The sequence below is a fragment of the Klebsiella sp. RHBSTW-00484 genome (genome assembly GCF_013705725.1).
Lineage (GTDB): Bacteria > Pseudomonadota > Gammaproteobacteria > Enterobacterales > Enterobacteriaceae > Klebsiella.
On the sequence record NZ_CP055481.1, the window covers coordinates 5,016,754 to 5,033,638 of the forward strand.

17 protein-coding genes are annotated in these 16,885 nt (G+C 52.0%); 11 read left to right on the top strand and 6 right to left on the bottom strand.

Going from position 1 to position 16,885, the window contains the following annotated elements:
- The first annotated feature begins 32 nt into the window (after window positions 1–32).
- The 5 genes from pcnB (at window position 33) to panD (ending at window position 4,158) form a co-directional block, all read left to right on the top strand.
- Complete coding sequence (gene pcnB, locus HV213_RS23630) at window positions 33–1,430, top strand: polynucleotide adenylyltransferase PcnB (protein WP_181486489.1); 1,398 nt, start codon at window positions 33–35, stop codon at window positions 1,428–1,430.
- On the top strand, window positions 1,427–1,906 hold the full coding sequence (folK, locus tag HV213_RS23635; protein WP_181483536.1) for a 2-amino-4-hydroxy-6-hydroxymethyldihydropteridine diphosphokinase: 480 nt from the start codon (window positions 1,427–1,429) through the stop codon (window positions 1,904–1,906). The genes pcnB and folK overlap by 4 nt, the downstream gene beginning before the upstream one ends.
- Window positions 1,907–2,025: 119 nt before the next feature.
- Window positions 2,026–2,817 (top strand): 3-methyl-2-oxobutanoate hydroxymethyltransferase, encoded by a 792-nt coding sequence (panB, locus tag HV213_RS23640; protein WP_181483537.1) that lies wholly within the window; start codon window positions 2,026–2,028, stop codon window positions 2,815–2,817.
- 11 nt (window positions 2,818–2,828) lie between these two features.
- Complete coding sequence (gene panC, locus HV213_RS23645; RefSeq protein WP_181483538.1) at window positions 2,829–3,683, top strand: pantoate--beta-alanine ligase; 855 nt, start codon at window positions 2,829–2,831, stop codon at window positions 3,681–3,683.
- A 94-nt stretch (window positions 3,684–3,777) separates the two neighbouring features.
- Complete coding sequence (gene panD, locus HV213_RS23650) at window positions 3,778–4,158, top strand: aspartate 1-decarboxylase (RefSeq protein ID WP_181483539.1); 381 nt, start codon at window positions 3,778–3,780, stop codon at window positions 4,156–4,158.
- Window positions 4,159–4,160: 2 nt separating this feature from the next.
- On the opposite strand, the gene HV213_RS23655 is transcribed toward panD, so the two are convergent.
- Window positions 4,161–5,414 (bottom strand): polysaccharide deacetylase family protein, encoded by a 1,254-nt coding sequence (locus tag HV213_RS23655; protein WP_181486490.1) that lies wholly within the window; start codon window positions 5,412–5,414, stop codon window positions 4,161–4,163.
- Window positions 5,415–5,470: 56 nt separating this feature from the next.
- Window positions 5,471–5,911 carry a PTS sugar transporter subunit IIA gene (locus HV213_RS23660; protein WP_181483540.1) on the bottom strand — a complete coding sequence of 147 codons (441 nt, stop codon included), beginning with the start codon at window positions 5,909–5,911 and terminating at the stop codon, window positions 5,471–5,473.
- A 287-nt stretch (window positions 5,912–6,198) separates the two neighbouring features.
- Between HV213_RS23660 and HV213_RS23665 the strand changes: the two genes are divergently transcribed.
- From HV213_RS23665 to HV213_RS23680, 4 genes are read left to right on the top strand one after another with little or no spacing between them, the layout of a single operon-like run.
- On the top strand, window positions 6,199–6,744 hold the full coding sequence (locus HV213_RS23665; protein ID WP_181483541.1) for a fimbrial protein: 546 nt from the start codon (window positions 6,199–6,201) through the stop codon (window positions 6,742–6,744).
- A 55-nt stretch (window positions 6,745–6,799) separates the two neighbouring features.
- A complete protein-coding gene (locus tag HV213_RS23670; protein WP_181483542.1) occupies window positions 6,800–7,480 on the top strand; it encodes a fimbria/pilus periplasmic chaperone in 681 nt (226 codons plus the stop codon).
- Window positions 7,481–7,501: 21 nt separating this feature from the next.
- Window positions 7,502–10,036 carry a fimbria/pilus outer membrane usher protein gene (locus HV213_RS23675; RefSeq protein ID WP_181483543.1) on the top strand — a complete coding sequence of 845 codons (2,535 nt, stop codon included), beginning with the start codon at window positions 7,502–7,504 and terminating at the stop codon, window positions 10,034–10,036.
- 14 nt (window positions 10,037–10,050) lie between these two features.
- Window positions 10,051–11,121 carry a fimbrial protein gene (locus tag HV213_RS23680; protein ID WP_228288570.1) on the top strand — a complete coding sequence of 357 codons (1,071 nt, stop codon included), beginning with the start codon at window positions 10,051–10,053 and terminating at the stop codon, window positions 11,119–11,121.
- A gap of 30 nt (window positions 11,122–11,151) precedes the next feature.
- On the opposite strand, the gene HV213_RS23685 is transcribed toward HV213_RS23680, so the two are convergent.
- Both HV213_RS23685 and HV213_RS23690 read right to left on the bottom strand, forming a co-directional pair.
- Window positions 11,152–11,922, bottom strand: a complete 771-nt coding sequence (locus HV213_RS23685; protein ID WP_181483544.1) for an ABC transporter permease — start codon at window positions 11,920–11,922, stop codon at window positions 11,152–11,154.
- On the bottom strand, window positions 11,919–12,845 hold the full coding sequence (locus tag HV213_RS23690; RefSeq protein ID WP_181483545.1) for an ABC transporter ATP-binding protein: 927 nt from the start codon (window positions 12,843–12,845) through the stop codon (window positions 11,919–11,921). The genes HV213_RS23685 and HV213_RS23690 overlap by 4 nt, the downstream gene beginning before the upstream one ends.
- Window positions 12,846–12,952: 107 nt before the next feature.
- Here HV213_RS23690 and can point away from each other — a divergent pair, with 107 nt between their 5' ends.
- Window positions 12,953–13,615, top strand: a complete 663-nt coding sequence (can, locus tag HV213_RS23695) for a carbonate dehydratase (protein ID WP_110272520.1) — start codon at window positions 12,953–12,955, stop codon at window positions 13,613–13,615.
- Between the two features lie 72 nt (window positions 13,616–13,687).
- Here the strand turns inward: can and hpt are convergent, their stop codons facing one another.
- Window positions 13,688–14,224, bottom strand: a complete 537-nt coding sequence (gene hpt, locus HV213_RS23700; protein ID WP_110272777.1) for a hypoxanthine phosphoribosyltransferase — start codon at window positions 14,222–14,224, stop codon at window positions 13,688–13,690.
- Between the two features lie 19 nt (window positions 14,225–14,243).
- Window positions 14,244–14,348 carry a hypothetical protein gene (locus HV213_RS23705; RefSeq protein WP_181486492.1) on the bottom strand — a complete coding sequence of 35 codons (105 nt, stop codon included), beginning with the start codon at window positions 14,346–14,348 and terminating at the stop codon, window positions 14,244–14,246.
- A 79-nt stretch (window positions 14,349–14,427) separates the two neighbouring features.
- Here HV213_RS23705 and HV213_RS23710 point away from each other — a divergent pair, with 79 nt between their 5' ends.
- Window positions 14,428–16,818, top strand: a complete 2,391-nt coding sequence (locus HV213_RS23710; protein ID WP_181483546.1) for a glucose/quinate/shikimate family membrane-bound PQQ-dependent dehydrogenase — start codon at window positions 14,428–14,430, stop codon at window positions 16,816–16,818.
- Window positions 16,819–16,885 lie beyond the last annotated feature (67 nt).

Genomic DNA, 16,885 nt, shown 5'->3' on the forward strand with positions numbered 1-16,885 from the left:
CCTGAAGTCCGTCTGACACTACGAGGTGTACCATTTTTACCCGAGTCGCTAATTTTTGCCGCAAGGTGCTAAGCCGTGAAGAGCGCGAGGCAGAAGCCGCCGTCGAACAACGACATATGACGGTTATCCCGCGTGATCAGCATGCAATTTCCCGCAAAGATATCAGTGAAAATGCCCTCAAGGTCATGTACAGACTCAATAAGGCGGGCTACGAATCGTGGCTTGTCGGCGGCGGCGTACGCGACCTGCTGCTGGGCAAAAAGCCGAAAGATTTCGATGTCACGACCAATGCAACTCCGGAGCAAGTACGCAAGCTGTTCCGCAACTGCCGTCTGGTCGGTCGTCGCTTCCGCCTGGCGCACGTGATGTTCGGGCCAGAAATTATTGAAGTCGCCACCTTCCGTGGTCATCACGAAGGGCATACCACCGATCGCGTTACCTCGCAGCTTGGCCAGAACGGCATGCTGCTGCGCGACAACATCTTCGGTTCAATCGAAGAAGATGCCCAACGCCGCGACTTCACCATCAACAGCCTTTATTACAGCGTCGCTGATTTCACCGTGCGCGACTACGTCGGCGGCATGAAGGATCTGCAGGATGGCGTTATCCGTCTGATTGGCGATCCGGAAACCCGCTATCGCGAAGATCCAGTGCGCATGCTGCGCGCGGTGCGTTTTGCAGCGAAGCTCAATATGAACATCAGCGAAGAGACCGCGGAGCCGATCCCGCGTCTGGCTACGCTGCTGCACGACGTACCTCCGGCGCGTCTGTTTGAAGAAGTCCTGAAGCTGCTGCAAGCGGGTGATGGCTATCAAACCTACATGCTGCTGCGCGAATACAATCTGTTCCAGCCGCTGTTCCCGACCATCACCCGCTACTTTACCGAGCGCGGTGATAGCCCGATGGAGCGCATTATCAGCCAGGTGCTGAAGAATACCGATAACCGCATCCGTAACGATATGCGCGTTAATCCGGCGTTCCTGTTCGCGGTGATGTTCTGGTATCCGCTGCTTGAGATGGCGCAGAAAATTGCCCAGGAGAGCGGTCTGGCCTACCACGACGCCTTCGCGCTGGCGATGAACGACGTGCTGGATGAAGCCTGCCGCACGCTGGCGATCCCTAAACGCATTACCACGCTGGTACGCGATATCTGGCAGCTTCAGCTGCGGATGTCTCGCCGTCAGGGCAAACGCGCGTGGAAGCTGATGGAGCATCCGAAATTCCGCGCCGCCTACGATCTTCTCGAACTGCGCGCGGGTGCGGAGAATAACGGCGAGCTTCTGCGTCTGACCAAATGGTGGGGCGAGTTCCAGGTGGCCATGCCGCCCGATCAGAAAGATATGCTTGACGATCTGGGCGACGACCCGGCCCCGCGCCGCCGCCACCGTCGTCCACGTAAGCGCGCCCCGCGTCGCGAAGGCAGCGCATGACGTTAGTCTACATCGCCATCGGCAGCAATCTGGCCTCTCCTCTGGAGCAGGTGAACGCTGCCGTTAGCGCGCTGGGTGAAATTCCTGACAGCCGGGTGATAAGCGTTTCCTCTTTCTATCGCACACCACCGCTGGGGCCACAGGATCAACCTGATTACCTCAACGCCGCCGTGGCGCTGGAAACTTCGCTCACACCTGAAGCACTACTTGATCACACCCAGCGCATCGAACTACAGCAGGGCCGCACACGTAAAGCAGAACGCTGGGGACCGCGCACGCTGGATCTCGACATCATGCTATTTGGCGATGAAGTGATAAATACTCCGCACCTGACCGTGCCGCATTATGATATGAAAAACCGCGGTTTTATGTTGTGGCCGCTGTTTGAAATCGCCCCTGAGCTGCATTTCCCTGACGGGATATCATTACGAACTGTGCTGGCGAACCTCGCCGCAGATAAACCCGCCATTTGGTAATATCCTTTCGTATTTTAGCAATTACGGCGATCGTGGTAATCGATTGCCCAAAACCATTGCCCCCCTGAATGCTGCTGTTAGAATGCCGATTAATATGACTTTCATCATCAGGAAACGTTATGAAACCGACCACTATCTCCCTGCTGCAAAAATGTAAGCAAGAGAAGAAGCGCTTCGCCACCATCACCGCCTACGACTACAGCTTTGCCAAACTGTTTGCCGACGAAGGCATCAACGTGCTGCTGGTCGGCGACTCGCTGGGTATGACGGTACAAGGCCACGACTCCACTCTACCGGTCACCGTAGAAGACATTGCCTACCACACTCGCGCCGTGCGTCGCGGTGCGCCGAACTGCCTGCTGCTCGCCGACCTGCCGTTTATGGCTTATGCCACGCCTGAACAAACCTTCGAGAACGCAGCCATCGTGATGCGCGCGGGGGCCAATATGGTCAAAATCGAAGGCGGTGCGTGGCTGGTGGATACGGTAAAAATGCTTGCCGAACGCGCGGTACCGGTGTGCGGGCATCTGGGCCTGACCCCTCAGTCAGTGAATGTCTTCGGCGGTTATAAAATTCAGGGCCGCGGCGACGCCGGGCAAATTCTGCTTGATGATGCGCTGGCGTTAGAAGCGGCTGGCGCGCAGCTGCTGGTGCTGGAGTGCGTGCCGGTTGAGCTGGCAAAACGCGTTACCGAAGCCTTAACCATTCCGGTGATCGGCATTGGCGCAGGCAACGTCACCGACGGGCAGATCCTCGTGATGCATGACGCCTTCGGTATTACCGGCGGCCATATTCCAAAATTCGCCAAAAATTTCCTTAGCACGGCAGGCGACATGCGCGCCGCAGTGCGGCAGTATGTTGCCGAAGTGGAGTCCGGCGTCTATCCGGGCGAAGAACACAGTTTCCATTAAGGAGTGTTGTTGTGCTGATTATTGAAACCCTGCCGCTGCTGCGCCAGCATATCCGTCGTTTACGTCAGGAAGGTAAACGCATCGCGCTGGTTCCCACCATGGGTAACCTGCACGATGGTCATATGAAGCTGGTTGATGCAGCGAAAGCCAGCGCGGATATCGTGGTGGTCAGTATCTTCGTCAACCCGATGCAGTTTGACCGCCCCGAGGATCTGGCGCGCTATCCGCGCACGCTGCAGGACGATTGTGAGAAACTAAATAAACGCAAAGTCGATTTTGTCTTTGCTCCAGCTACGGCGGAAATCTACCCGCAGGGTACCGAAAGCCAGACTTACGTTGATGTACCGGGTCTGTCGACGATGCTCGAAGGCGCCAGCCGTCCGGGCCACTTCCGCGGCGTCTCCACTATCGTCAGCAAGCTGTTTAACCTCGTGCAGCCGGATGTCGCCTGCTTTGGCGAGAAAGATTTCCAGCAGTTGGCATTGATTCGCAAGATGGTGGCCGATATGGGCTACGACATCGAAATTATTGGCGTGCCGATTATGCGTGCCAAAGATGGTCTGGCCCTCAGCTCGCGCAACGGTTATCTCACTGCCGATCAGCGTAAAATTGCACCGGGGCTGTATAAGGTGATGAGTCGCGTGGCGGAGAAGCTGGTGGCTGGTGAACGCAATCTGGACGAAGTTATCGCCATTGCCGCCCAGGAACTGAACGAGAAAGGCTTCCGCGCCGACGATATTCAAATTCGCGATGCGGATACGCTGCTTGAACTCACGGAAAACAGTCAGCGCGCGGTGATTCTGATGGCGGCATGGCTCGGCCAGGCGCGTTTGATCGACAATCAAAACGTCGTGCTCGCACAGTAGACATCGGTTAAAAATAAGGCAATACTGCCTGGAATTTCCTCAAAGCGGATGTTACATCCGCTTCGTTATCGTTAAGCTTCAAAGGTAAAACGTTATGATTCGTAATATGCTGCAGGGCAAACTACACCGCGTTAAAGTCACGCAGGCCGACCTGCACTACGAAGGCTCCTGCGCTATTGATCAGGATTTTCTTGATGCATCCGGTATTCTGGAGAATGAAGCTATTCACCTGTGGAATGTCACCAACGGTAATCGTTTCTCCACCTACGCCATCGCCGCAGAGCGCGGTTCCAGAATTATTTCCGTTAACGGCGCCGCAGCGCACTGTGCAAACGTCGGCGACATTTTAATTATCGCCAGCTTCGTTATGATGCCAGATGAAGAAGCCCGCACCTGGCAGCCGAAAGTGGCCTATTTCGAAGGCGATAACGAAATGAAGCGCCAGGCCAAAGCCATTCCGGTACAGGTGGCGTGATATTACCCCTGCGGCTGGTTGCTGACCAGCCGCGACATGGTCTCCAGCGAATCCGTTTTTAAAATATAAAGCCTTTTCAATAAGAATGGATTATCCCCCGGCTTTACCTTCCCTCTTACCGTGGTCACCGCCAGATGAAAACCAGCGTCGTTCGCCGCCTTCACCGCCGTCGCGTTGTAGCCGCCAAACGGGTATGAGAGATAGAGCACATGCGGATTAAACTGCGCCAGATCCCGCCGCGAACGCTCAAAATCAAACAAAATATTGTGGTAACTGCGACTCAGAAGAATCGGATGACGATAAGCATCAACCCGATGCAGAAAATGAGTATGTGACTGCACGTCAAAGACGTCCTGAATCTGCTTAAGTTCGGAAATACTCATAAACTGCAGCGATTTCGGTGCCCATTTCTGCGGATGGCGCTTAATGCGCGACGAGATAATAAAGGCCGTGGCGTGAAAGCCATACTGCTTAAGAATCGGATACGCATAGCGATTGACCGACTTCAGACCATCATCAAAAGTAATGACTACCGAGCGTGCAGGAAGATTCACTTTATTGCGCAGATAGCCTTCCAGTTGATACATACTCAGAGTCGTATAACCCTGGTCACGAAGCCAGGTCATCTGATTGCTGAAGGCGCGGACGGAAGTGGTGGTTGAGGTGTGGCGAAAGCGGGTATTTTCTTCATCACGCAGAATATGGTGATAAGTCAGAATCGGAATACCGTTATCTTCCTGCGCATCCAGACTGCTCACCCACGCCAGGCGATTGCCAATGCGGATTTGAAACCAGGTTTGATTAAGCCGGTCTTTGAGCTTGCTGATAATGGGATAGCGTAGATTACTCGTCAGCGTGCCGAACGGGGCGCTGCCGACGGAAGGCGCGTCATAAACCGGCGTATCTTTCCAGGTAATAAGATTTTGGTTGCTCAGCGGCTTATTCAGGTCGCCCAGGTTATCCTCAACCCGCTGCTTGCCCTGTACCGACTCCAGATGGCCCTTATCAATAAAACCGGTGCCAAAACCAAAATTGAACTCATAGTAATCCGCCGCCGTTGGCACTACCGCGAGAATTTGCCCTGCCCGCACGTTACCAACGCTGACAACCTGATTACCCACTTGCGCCCAAATATCGGCGTCTTCGGTGGTCTGCATATAATGCGCAGGCACTCCCTGCTGGCTTAACAGACTGGCGGAAGCGCTGAGAGACATCAAAAAGAGGAGTAAAGCGAGAGTTCGGGCAAACATGCGCATCAAGCCGATAGACAAATCTGCCGTTATTGTAACAAAAGCGGTATCAATACCAATGCTTAATTCCCGTTCGGCTCGTGCAGCAATCGGAAAGGGGGATTTTTTTGCTGCTGATGCCAGAGGCTGCTCACTACAGGGCCTCCGGTAGTCACTATCGCGTGACGGAAAGCTTCGCTGCTCAGGCTCTGACGCAACAGATACATATCCTCCAGTAATGGGTAGCTAATTCCGGAAATGACTTCGCAGTGGGTATGCTTATGGCTCATCAGCGCCGCTACACGATATGGTGCCGCGCCGGTTTTGTCGGTCAGAAAAATGACGCCTTCACCGCTGTCCGTCTCGTGCAGCGCATCACACATCATGCGGCTCAGCATATTACTGCTGAGATTACGCCAATAGTTTACCGCCCGACATTGCGCCAGCGGCCCAAACTTTTTCTCCAGAAGATCCAGCATCTCCTGCGCCACTTCATCATGACAGGTAATCACCCAACCCAGCATACTTCCTCCTTATTGAAGGTTAGGATCCTATCTTGCCCTGGCAATAATTTTAGTGATAACGCTCCAGTTTTATGCATGAATCAACTAATACTTTTATCTTATTGTAGGACATTCTACTTATAATCAATAAGAATCATCTATGCACCAAAAGAAATTAATAAATAAAAAACATAATCCTTTTCTTAAATGATTAAAGAAAAGAAATTAAGATTAACCTCACTCTTTACCTTTACTCATCATACAAAGATAATCACTTCGCAATTAATATATTTCTTAAGGAGTGAGAAATGAAAGTTAAAGCAAGCGTATTTATCATTGCATCATTATTATCTTCACCTATGGCTTTTGCGGCAGATAACTCAGGTGATGGTCAAGTCCATATTACAGGTAATATTATTGAAAGCGCCTGTACTGTAGCCAGCGATTCAAAAGCCATTGACGTGCTGCTGGAAGACCGAAATACCAGCGCGTTTACCGCAATGGGTGATACCTCGGCGGAGAAAGAGTTTAAAATTAAGTTAGAGAATTGCAATTCAAGTTCATATGAAAATGTAAGAGTAAGGTTTGAAGGAATGGCCGATGCAACGGGGGGCAGCACTGTTCTCGCTAACACTGGCGATGCAGCAGGCATCGGCGTCCAAATTCTGGATAATGGGACGCCAATGGATTTCACCGATCACAGCGGCTGGTCCACAACGAACACCAGCTTGCTGGATAATGAGGGCAACCCGCAAATTCCGTTCACCGCACGCTATTACGCGACCAAGAGCATGGCTGGCATCGTCGCGGGTACAGTAGACACCACGGCAACGTTCTATCTGCAATACAATTAATGACTTATTTCGGCAGTCTTGCTAAGACTGCCACTTTCCCCATGGAAGGGATAATATGAATAAATTTATCAAAACACTGCTATTCGGCATAATGGTGTTTTCATCTTTTTCTCACGCAGGGGTAACTATTGGTGTGACGCGCGTTATTTACCATGGCGATGCCAGGGATGAGTCCGTCACAATAATTAATGACGACAAAGAACCCTATTTAATTCAATCATGGGCGCAAAAAATCAATAATGATGGTTCAAATGCCGCTGCGCCATTTATGGTTACCCCGCCTCTTTTCCGTCTGAACTCCGGACAGCGAAATGTATTACGCGTAATACGTACCGGAGGTAATTTACCGGAAGATCGTGAATCCTTGTACTGGCTTGATATTAAATCAATTCCATCAAGTAACAATAACGATAATCACAATAAAATACGTTTGGCGGTAAAGACAGAGTTTAAATTGATCTATCGTCCAAACGGACTGAAAGAGACGCCGGAGAAGCTCACGACTCAACTGCGCTGGAAGAAACAGGGCCATACCTTAACGGTTGAAAACCCTACCGCCTACTATATGAATTTTGCTGATATCACCATCGGAAGCCAGAAGCTTAAAGCCCCGCAGTACGTCGCGCCATTCAGTCAGGAAACCTACACGCTAGCCGCCGCAAGCAACGGTGCGGTGAACTGGACCATCATCAACGACTACGGCGGCGTCGGCCCTGTGCATAAACAACCGCTGTAATTACCGGCAAGGATGCAGGTTATGAACGCGAATAAAAGAGTCAATACCCGCGTCCCGTTTGCCCGGTACGCGCTGATGGTCGCGATATTCTGCGCACATGCGCATGCTGAAGATCACTTCGACCCGGCATTTCTGGAAAAGCGTCCGCAGGATAGCGCTATCCCAACCGATTTATCCGCATTCAGCACCGACCAAAGCCTGCTGCCGGGGCGCTACTACGTTGACATACTGATTAACGGCGTGACGGTAGAATCACGCAATATTGAATTTCATTTGGCAAAATTAAGCGGCGGCAGGCAAGCCCTGCAAGGATGCCTGTCGACGGAAGCGCTCTCCGGCTACGGCATAAAAACGGCCCTATTTCCTGCGCTGAACACCCCGCAAGATTGCGCCGATCTGGCCGTTATCCCGGCCGCAAGCCAGCAGTTTGATTTTCAGAACCAGCAGTTGCGTATTAGCATCCCACAGCGCTATCTCTCCTCTGGCATTCGTGATTACGTACCGCAGGATAAATGGGATGAAGGGATCCCCGCCCTGCTACTTAACTACAGTTTCAACAGCTATCAGGACCTTCGCACCAGCGAGGAGAACGAAAATAACGCCACCAAATTTCTTGCCCTTCAGCCTGGCATCAACCTTGGGGCATGGCGGTTTCGCAACTACATCAACTGGAGCACTCAGGGAGAGGACAGTAGCTGGAGTACGGTTTATAACTATTTGCAGCGCGATATCATCAGTCTGAAGAGCCAGCTGACGCTGTGGGATAGTACGACTACATCGGAAATTTTTGACAGCCTCCCCTTTCGCGGCGCGCAGATAGCCAGCGATGATCAAATGCAGCCAAACAGTATGCGTGGCTATGCGCCGACGATCCACGGCGTCGCACGAAGCAACGCTCAGGTCATCGTGCGGCAAAACGGGCGGATAGCCTACCAGACTGCGGTCGCGCCAGGTGAATTTGAAATCAGCGATATGTTCGCGACCGGCAGCAGCGGCGACTACGATGTCACGATTAAAGAAGCCGATGGCAGCGAGCAGCACCTTGTTATCCCCTACGCCTCATTGCCCAATTTACAACGTGAAGGTCGGTTAAAATACAGCGTCACCACGGGCAAATATCGCGACAATAACAACCAGGCCAGAGAGAATTTTACGCAAGCAACGCTGCTCTATGGCCTGCCATGGGGTATCACCGCCTATGGCGGTAGCCAGATCTCCGGCGACCGCTACCAGTCGCTGGCCCTTGGTCTGGGACAGAATATGCAAATGCTGGGCGCTATCTCGATAGATGGCATTTGGTCACACGCAAAATTTGCCGATGACCACAAGGAAACTGGGCAGTCCTGGCGCATCCGCTATAGCAAAGGTCTGTTGAGTACCGGTACTAACGTCTCTATCGCTGGCTACCGTTACGCCAGTGAACACTTTAATTCTCTGGAAGATCGCCTGAATGCTGACAATGACGTTGATTATTCCAGCGATAAACGGCGAAACCGCTTTGAGGCCACCATCAACCAGCAACTTAGCCCTGGTCTTGGCGCGCTTTCGTTAAGCTGGGTGAAAGAAGATTACTGGCGTAGCAGCCAGCAAATGCAGTCTATCAGTGTTGGTTACAACAACAGCTGGCGGCAAATCAGCTACGCGCTGAACTACAGCTACAACCAGAACACCTGGCAAAATACGGGCTCCGACGATGATGGCAGCTACCGCAGTAACGATCGACAGTTCAGCGTCTCCATCAATATTCCTTTCTCGCTATTTAGCAACCGTATGTATGCCAGCTATATGCTCAATACACGTAAGCACGGCTCTACAGCCAATAGCACCACGCTGAGCGGAACCGCACTCGCCGACAATAATCTCAGTTGGTCGGCCCAGGAGAGCTACAATACCGACAGCGGCGATGCTGGCGGTGTCAGCGCCAGCTATAAAGGAACCTACGGCAACCTCAACGCAGGCTACAGCTGGTCAGCGGATTCCCAGCAGCTCAGCTATGGAATGGCCGGAGGCATCATCGCTCATGAAAATGGCATCACCTTAAGCCAACCAATAACCGGAGCCGCAATTCTGGTCGCGGCGCCGGGTGCCAGCGGCGTTGCGGTGAAAAATCAAACTGGCGTCAAAACCGATTTTCGCGGCTATACGCTGATCCCAAACGTCACACCGTACTACCGCTATGACATCTCTCTGGACAGCCAGACTTTTGCCGATGATGTCGATATGCCAGTCAACAACCAGGTGGTCTACCCCACTCGTAACGCCGTCGTTCGCGCCGCGTTCAGCACGCATAAAGGCTACCGCACGCTGATGACGCTATCCCGCGCTGACGGAACGCCGGTCCCCTTCGGCGCGACAGCAAGCATAAGTGAAGCTGATGATGGGCTGGCAAATATCGTCGGCGATAGCGGGCTGGTATTTCTTAGCGGTCTGCCAGAGGAAGGCAAGCTCGCGGTGAAATGGGGAAACCAGCCAGATGAAACCTGCCATGCCAGCTATCACCTTGATCCTAAAAAAAATATGAACGGCATCGTCACCAGCAATGCCCACTGCCAGTAAAGGAAAGTATCGATATGAAATGGATGAAATATCTCACACTGCTACTGCTTGTCGGCTCTTGCCATGTGATGGCGGAAAATTTTGGCAACGGCACCGGCTGGTGCCAGTCAAATAGCGGGACGAATATCGTTGAATTTAGCGTCAATAAAACGATTACCGATACCACCAGCAACCAGGCAGGTCACATTATCGATGCATCGTGGTCCAGAAGTGGCTACTACAACGCCTCATGCGATTGTGATAGTACCAGCTACCGGGGCTATAATTATTTTTCCGCGACCACTGGCGCCTTGACGCAAAAAGGCACCTACAGCGAATCCCGTTCCTATGGAACGATGGATTATTATGTTTTATTGCAAAACAAACTGGAGATCGGCACAGAAATCTACGTTGCCGGAAAACTGAATAAATATGTTCCCGTACCGTTTTCCGCCGTCAGCAACAACGATAGCGGGGCTGGGGGCTGTACGGGCGCTACGATGGAAGGCCTGACCGCAGGCTATAGCGGCAATGCCCGCATCTATATTTCTCATCCATTAGTCGGCGAAATCACCATCCCGGACACCGTCGTTGCCAATCTCTATTTATCAAAATCATCAGCCAGCAGCGGAGATAATGTTCCTGGTCCGGTACCACCGCTGACTCAGGTGCATATTTCAGGCACCATCATCGTCCCACAGTCGTGTACCATTGAAGCGGGACAGGTTATCGAAGTGAATTTTGATGATATTTTAGGTAAGGATATTAAGAATATCGGCGATAGCCCAACGCAAAAAAGCACAAAGTTTGTCTTCACCTGCAGCAACGTTGCCGACGGCACCAATCTCTCCATCGCGCTTTATGGGGAAAACGATTCGCACAACAACGATTATCTAAAAACAACCAATGAGGATATCGGGATAAAAATCACCGATCAAAACGGAAACGTTGTGGTACCGAACGGTGATAGCGCATTACCGATTAATTATTACACTAATGGAGCAGGTACCTCAATGTTCACTGCTGCTCCGGTCAATACCACCGGTCATATCCCGCATACCGGGCAATATGAAGCCACCGCCACGCTGGAAGTACAAATTCGTTAAAATAAAGGGCGACATCGTCGCCCTCCTCGCTTAGCTACGCAGGCCGCGCCCGCGTTGGATCAAATACCAACACAGCAGATAAAACGCGGTAATAAATACCACCAGCACGCCGAAAGTGGTGACAAGCGGAACATCGTTAATCCCCAGGAAACCGTAGCGGAAGCCGCTGATCATATAAACAATCGGGTTCAGGTGCGACAGTGCCTGCCAGAACGGCGGCAGCAGGGTCAGAGAATAAAACACCCCACCGAGGTAGGTCAGCGGCGTCAGAACAAAGGTGGGAATCAGGCTGATATCATCAAAGGTTTTGGCAAACACCGCATTCAGCAGGCCCGCCAGCGAAAACAGTATCGCGGTCAGTATCAGCGTCAGGGCGACGAACAGCCAGGAGTGAACCTGGAAAGGGACAAAAAATAACGAAATTGCCGTCACCAAAATCCCTACGAATAGGCCGCGTGCAACCCCACCACCGACATACCCGATAATCACCACGTGCGTGGGGACCGGCGCTACCAGCAGCTCTTCTATATTACGCTGAAATTTCGCGCTGAAGAAAGATGAGGCCACGTTGGCATAAGCGTTGGTGATCACCGCCATCATGATCAGGCCCGGCACGATAAACTGCATATAGGTAAAACCGTGCATTTCACCGATACGCGAGCCGATAAGGTTGCCGAAAATAACAAAATAGAGCGTCATGGTAATCACTGGCGGTACCAGAGTCTGGATCCAGATACGCATAAAACGGTGGATCTCTTTGGTCCAGATGCTTTTCAGCGCGACCCAATAAAGCTGCATCATGCTGACTCTCCTTTCCGGTCATGGACCAGCGTGACAAACAGCTCTTCAAGACGGTTAGCTTTGTTACGCATACTTAAAACCTGTACTCCCTGCGCGCTCAGTTGGCTAAACACGCTATTAATTCCCTGCTCACGCAGCACTTCCACTTCCAGCGTCGACGTATCCACCAGGCGATACTGATAACCTTCCAGCACCGGTAACGGGCTTTTCGGCGCCAGATCGAGAATAAAGGTTTCTGATTTCAGCTTGGAAAGCAGTTCTTTCATCGAGGTGTTTTCCACCAGCTCGCCACTCTGAATAATGCCGATATTGCGGCATAGCATTTCGGCTTCTTCCAGATAGTGGGTAGTCAGGATAATCGTGGTGCCTTTATCGTTTAAATCTTTCAGGAACCCCCACATCGAACGGCGGAGTTCAATATCCACCCCAGCGGTCGGCTCATCGAGGATCAACAATTTTGGCTCATGCATTAATGCCCGAGCGATCATCAGGCGGCGCTTCATCCCACCGGAGAGCATCCGTGCACGTTCATTGCGCTTTCCCCAAAGATCGAGCTGTTTAAGGTACTTTTCGCTACGAATAATCGCTTCTTTGCGCTCAACGCCATAGTAACCCGCCTGATTCACCACAATCTGTTGTACGGTTTCAAAGGGGTTAAAGTTGAACTCCTGCGGCACCAGGCCGAGCTGGCGCTTGGCGTTCACCACATCTTTTTGCAGGTCATAGCCAAACACGTTGACCTCGCCGGAGGTTTTATTCACCAGCGAACTGATAATACCAATAGTGGTCGATTTACCCGCACCGTTTGGCCCGAGGAGCGCATAAAAGTCGCCCGCTTCAACTTGCAGATCGATTCCACGCAGCGCCTGAACCCCGCCAGGGTAGGTTTTCTTGAGCTGTTTTAGTTCCAGAGCAATGGTCATTAAATGTCTCTTCTCACGTCGTGACACGCGATGGGTTGTTTTAAAAAATGTGAGGTTAACCTATATTAGCGCAACGCACTTACTTGGTTACAGGCCCGTAAACATCCATGAACGATATAGATACACTCATCAGCAATAATGCACTATGGTCAAAAATGCTGGTGGAGGAAGACCCCGGTTTTTTTGAAAAACTGGCGCAAGCGCAGAAGCCGCGCTTTCTGTGGATTGGATGTTCTGATAGCCGCGTCCCCGCTGAGCGCTTGACCGGCCTGGAGCCGGGCGAACTTTTCGTACACCGTAACGTCGCAAACCTGGTGATTCACACCGACCTGAACTGTCTTTCCGTTGTGCAGTATGCCGTTGACGTACTGGAAGTCGAGCATATTATCATTTGCGGTCACTACGGCTGCGGCGGCGTGCAGTCAGCGATTGAAAATACCGAGCTCGGCCTTATCGATAACTGGCTGCTGCATATTCGTGATATCTGGTTTAAGCACAGCTCGCTGCTTGGCGAAATGCCGGAAGAGCGTCGTCTTGATACTTTGTGTGAACTGAATGTGATGGAGCAAGTCTACAACCTTGGCCATTCAACTATCATGCAGTCAGCGTGGAAACGCGGGCAGAAAGTGACTATCCACGGCTGGGCTTACGGAATCCACGATGGCATGTTACGCGATCTCGACGTAACCGCCGTCAGCCGCGAAACGCTGGAGCAACGTTATCGCCAGGGAATTTCCAACCTTAAAAGTAAGCACGCCAATCACAAGTAACCGACGCACTCACTTTTTATCCCGGATAAGACGCGTTATACCGCACCGCTATCCGGGATATATCGCCAAAGTTTATTCGTCCAGCAAAATCACTTTGCCAACATACGGCAGGTGACGATAGCGCTGAGCGTAATCAATGCCGTAACCCACCACGAACTCATCCGGGATCGCAAAACCAACAAACTCAACCGGGACGTTAACTTCACGACGGCTTGGCTTATCGAGCAGCGTACAAATCGCCAGGGATTTAGGTTCGCGCAGGCTCAGAATTTCGCGCACTTTCGACAACGTATTGCCGGAATCGATGATGTCTTCCACGATCAGTACATCTTTACCGCGGATATCTTCATCAAGATCTTTAAGGATTTTGACATCGCGAGTAGTGGACATGCCGCTGCCGTAGCTGGAGGCGGTCATGAAATCGACTTCATGCGGCACCTGAACCTCACGGCACAGGTCGGCCATAAACATAAATGACCCACGCAACAGCCCCACCAGCACCATTTCGCTGCCGCTGTCTTTGTAGTGTTCGTTGATTTGACGACCTAACTCGGCAATACGGGCTTTGATCTCGGTTTCCGGGATCATCACTTCTACAGTATGTTTCATAAAACTAACCATTTGATTCTTAATGTAAATCATCAAAGCCGCTGCGGTTGCACCGACGTTGACCGGCAAGCCATAAAGTATACCAGCAAAAAGAAATCTGCGGTGCAGGGATTAATAAAGCCAATTTTGTGATTCCGATCACACTTGTTAAATCCTATAATTAATTGCATTTAAAAAATTAACAAACAAACGAGTATCTTTCTATGGCAGAAACAAAATCTCAACAATCACGGCTACTCGTGACGCTGACAGCTCTTTTTGCAGCGTTCTGTGGCTTGTATCTTTTAGTGGGCGGAGCCTGGCTGGTCGCGATTGGCGGCTCATGGTACTACCCTATCGCCGGTCTGGTGATGCTGGGCGTCACCGTCATGCTCTTGCGCGGCAAGCGTTCTGCGCTTTGGCTTTATGCCGCGCTGCTGCTTGCCACTATGATCTGGGGAGTATGGGAAGTTGGTTTCGATTTCTGGGCGCTGACGCCTCGTAGCGACATCCTGGTCTTCTTCGGCATCTGGCTTATTTTGCCTTTTGTCTGGCGTCGTCTGCCGATCCCATCTGGTGGTGCGGTTACCGGATTGGTTATCGCTCTGCTTATCAGTGGTGGTATTCTGACCTGGGCTGGTTTCAACGACCCGCAGGAAGTCAACGGCACGCTGAGCGCCGATGCCGCGCCTACCGCGCCAATTTCTACCGTTGCTGACAGCGACTGGCCAGCATATGGCCGTAATCAGGAAGGCCAACGCTACTCACCGCTGAAGCAGATTAATGCTGACAACGTGAAGGATCTGAAAGAGGCCTGGGTCTTCCGCACTGGCGATCTCAAGCAACCTAACGATCCGGGTGAAATCACTAATGAAGTGACGCCGATTAAGGTTGGCGACACCCTCTATCTGTGTACTGCCCACCAGCGTTTGTTCGCGCTTGATGCTGCGACGGGTAAAGAGAAATGGCACTTCGATCCGCAGCTTAACTCGGATCCGTCCTTCCAGCACGTGACCTGCCGCGGTGTCTCTTATCACGAAGCCAAAGCGGATAATGCACCGGCGGATGTGGTTGCAGATTGCCCGCGCCGTATCATTCTACCGGTCAACGATGGTCGCCTGCTCGCTATCAACGCCGACAACGGTAAGCTATGTGAATCCTTTGCCAACAAAGGCATCCTCAACTTGCAAACCAATATGCCGGTCACCACTCCAGGCATGTATGAACCCACTTCACCGCCGATTATTACCGATACAACTATCGTTATCGCCGGAGCCGTCACTGATAACTTCTCAACCCGCGAACCGTCTGGCGTTATTCGTGGTTTTGATGTCAATACCGGTAAACTGCTGTGGGCGTTCGATCCGGGCGCGAAAGATCCGAATGCTATCCCGAATGATGAACATCATTTCACACTCAATTCACCAAACTCCTGGGCGCCAGCTGCCTACGACGCGAAGCTGGACCTGGTCTATCTGCCCATGGGCGTGACCACCCCAGATATCTGGGGCGGCAACCGTACGCCAGAGCAGGAACGCTATGCCAGTTCCATCGTGGCGCTGAATGCGACAACCGGGAAACTGGTGTGGAGCTATCAGACCGTTCATCACGACCTGTGGGATATGGATATGCCGTCACAGCCGACGCTGGCGGATATCGATGTTAACGGCAAAACCGTTCCGGTTATCTACGCCCCGGCGAAAACCGGCAACATTTTTGTCCTCGACCGTCGTACTGGCGAACTGGTTGTCCCGGCGCCAGAAAAACCGGTCCCACAAGGTGCAGCCAAAGGTGATTACGTCTCGAAAACTCAGCCGTTCTCCGATCTGAGTTTCCGACCGAAGAAAGATCTGACCGGTGCCGATATGTGGGGCGCCACCATGTTCGACCAACTGGTGTGCCGCGTTATTTTCCATAAATTGCGCTATGAAGGTATTTTCACACCGCCATCAGAGCAAGGTACGCTAGTCTTCCCAGGCAACTTAGGGATGTTCGAATGGGGCGGCATCTCCGTCGATCCAAATCGTCAGGTAGCAATTGCTAACCCAATGGCGCTGCCGTTTGTGTCAAAACTGATCCCTCGCGGCCCCGGTAATCCGATGGAGCAGCCGAAGGACGCCAAAGGTTCTGGTACCGAAGCCGGTATTCAGCCGCAGTACGGCGTCCCTTACGGCGTTACGCTAAATCCGTTCCTGTCGCCGTTTGGCCTGCCGTGCAAACAGCCAGCCTGGGGCTATATCTCCGCGCTGGATCTGAAAACCAACGAAGTGGTATGGAAAAAACGCATCGGTACACCGCAGGATAGCCTGCCGTTCCCGATGCCAATTAAGCTGCCGTTCACGATGGGTATGCCGATGCTGGGCGGCCCAATTTCCACAGCGGGTAATGTGCTGTTTATTGGTGCAACTGCGGATAACTATCTGCGCGCATATAATATGAGCAACGGTGAGAAACTATGGCAGGCACGCTTGCCAGCAGGTGGTCAGGCGACGCCGATGACCTATGAAGTGAATGGCAAACAGTATGTTGTCATCTCCGCAGGCGGTCACGGTTCGTTTGGCACGAAGATGGGCGACTATATCGTTGCTTACGCTTTGCCTGACGACGCGAAGTAAAAACAGAAGGCCCGGAAATCGGGCCTTTTCTTTATGATTCAAATCAAGCTCTTTGACCTGGTCATTA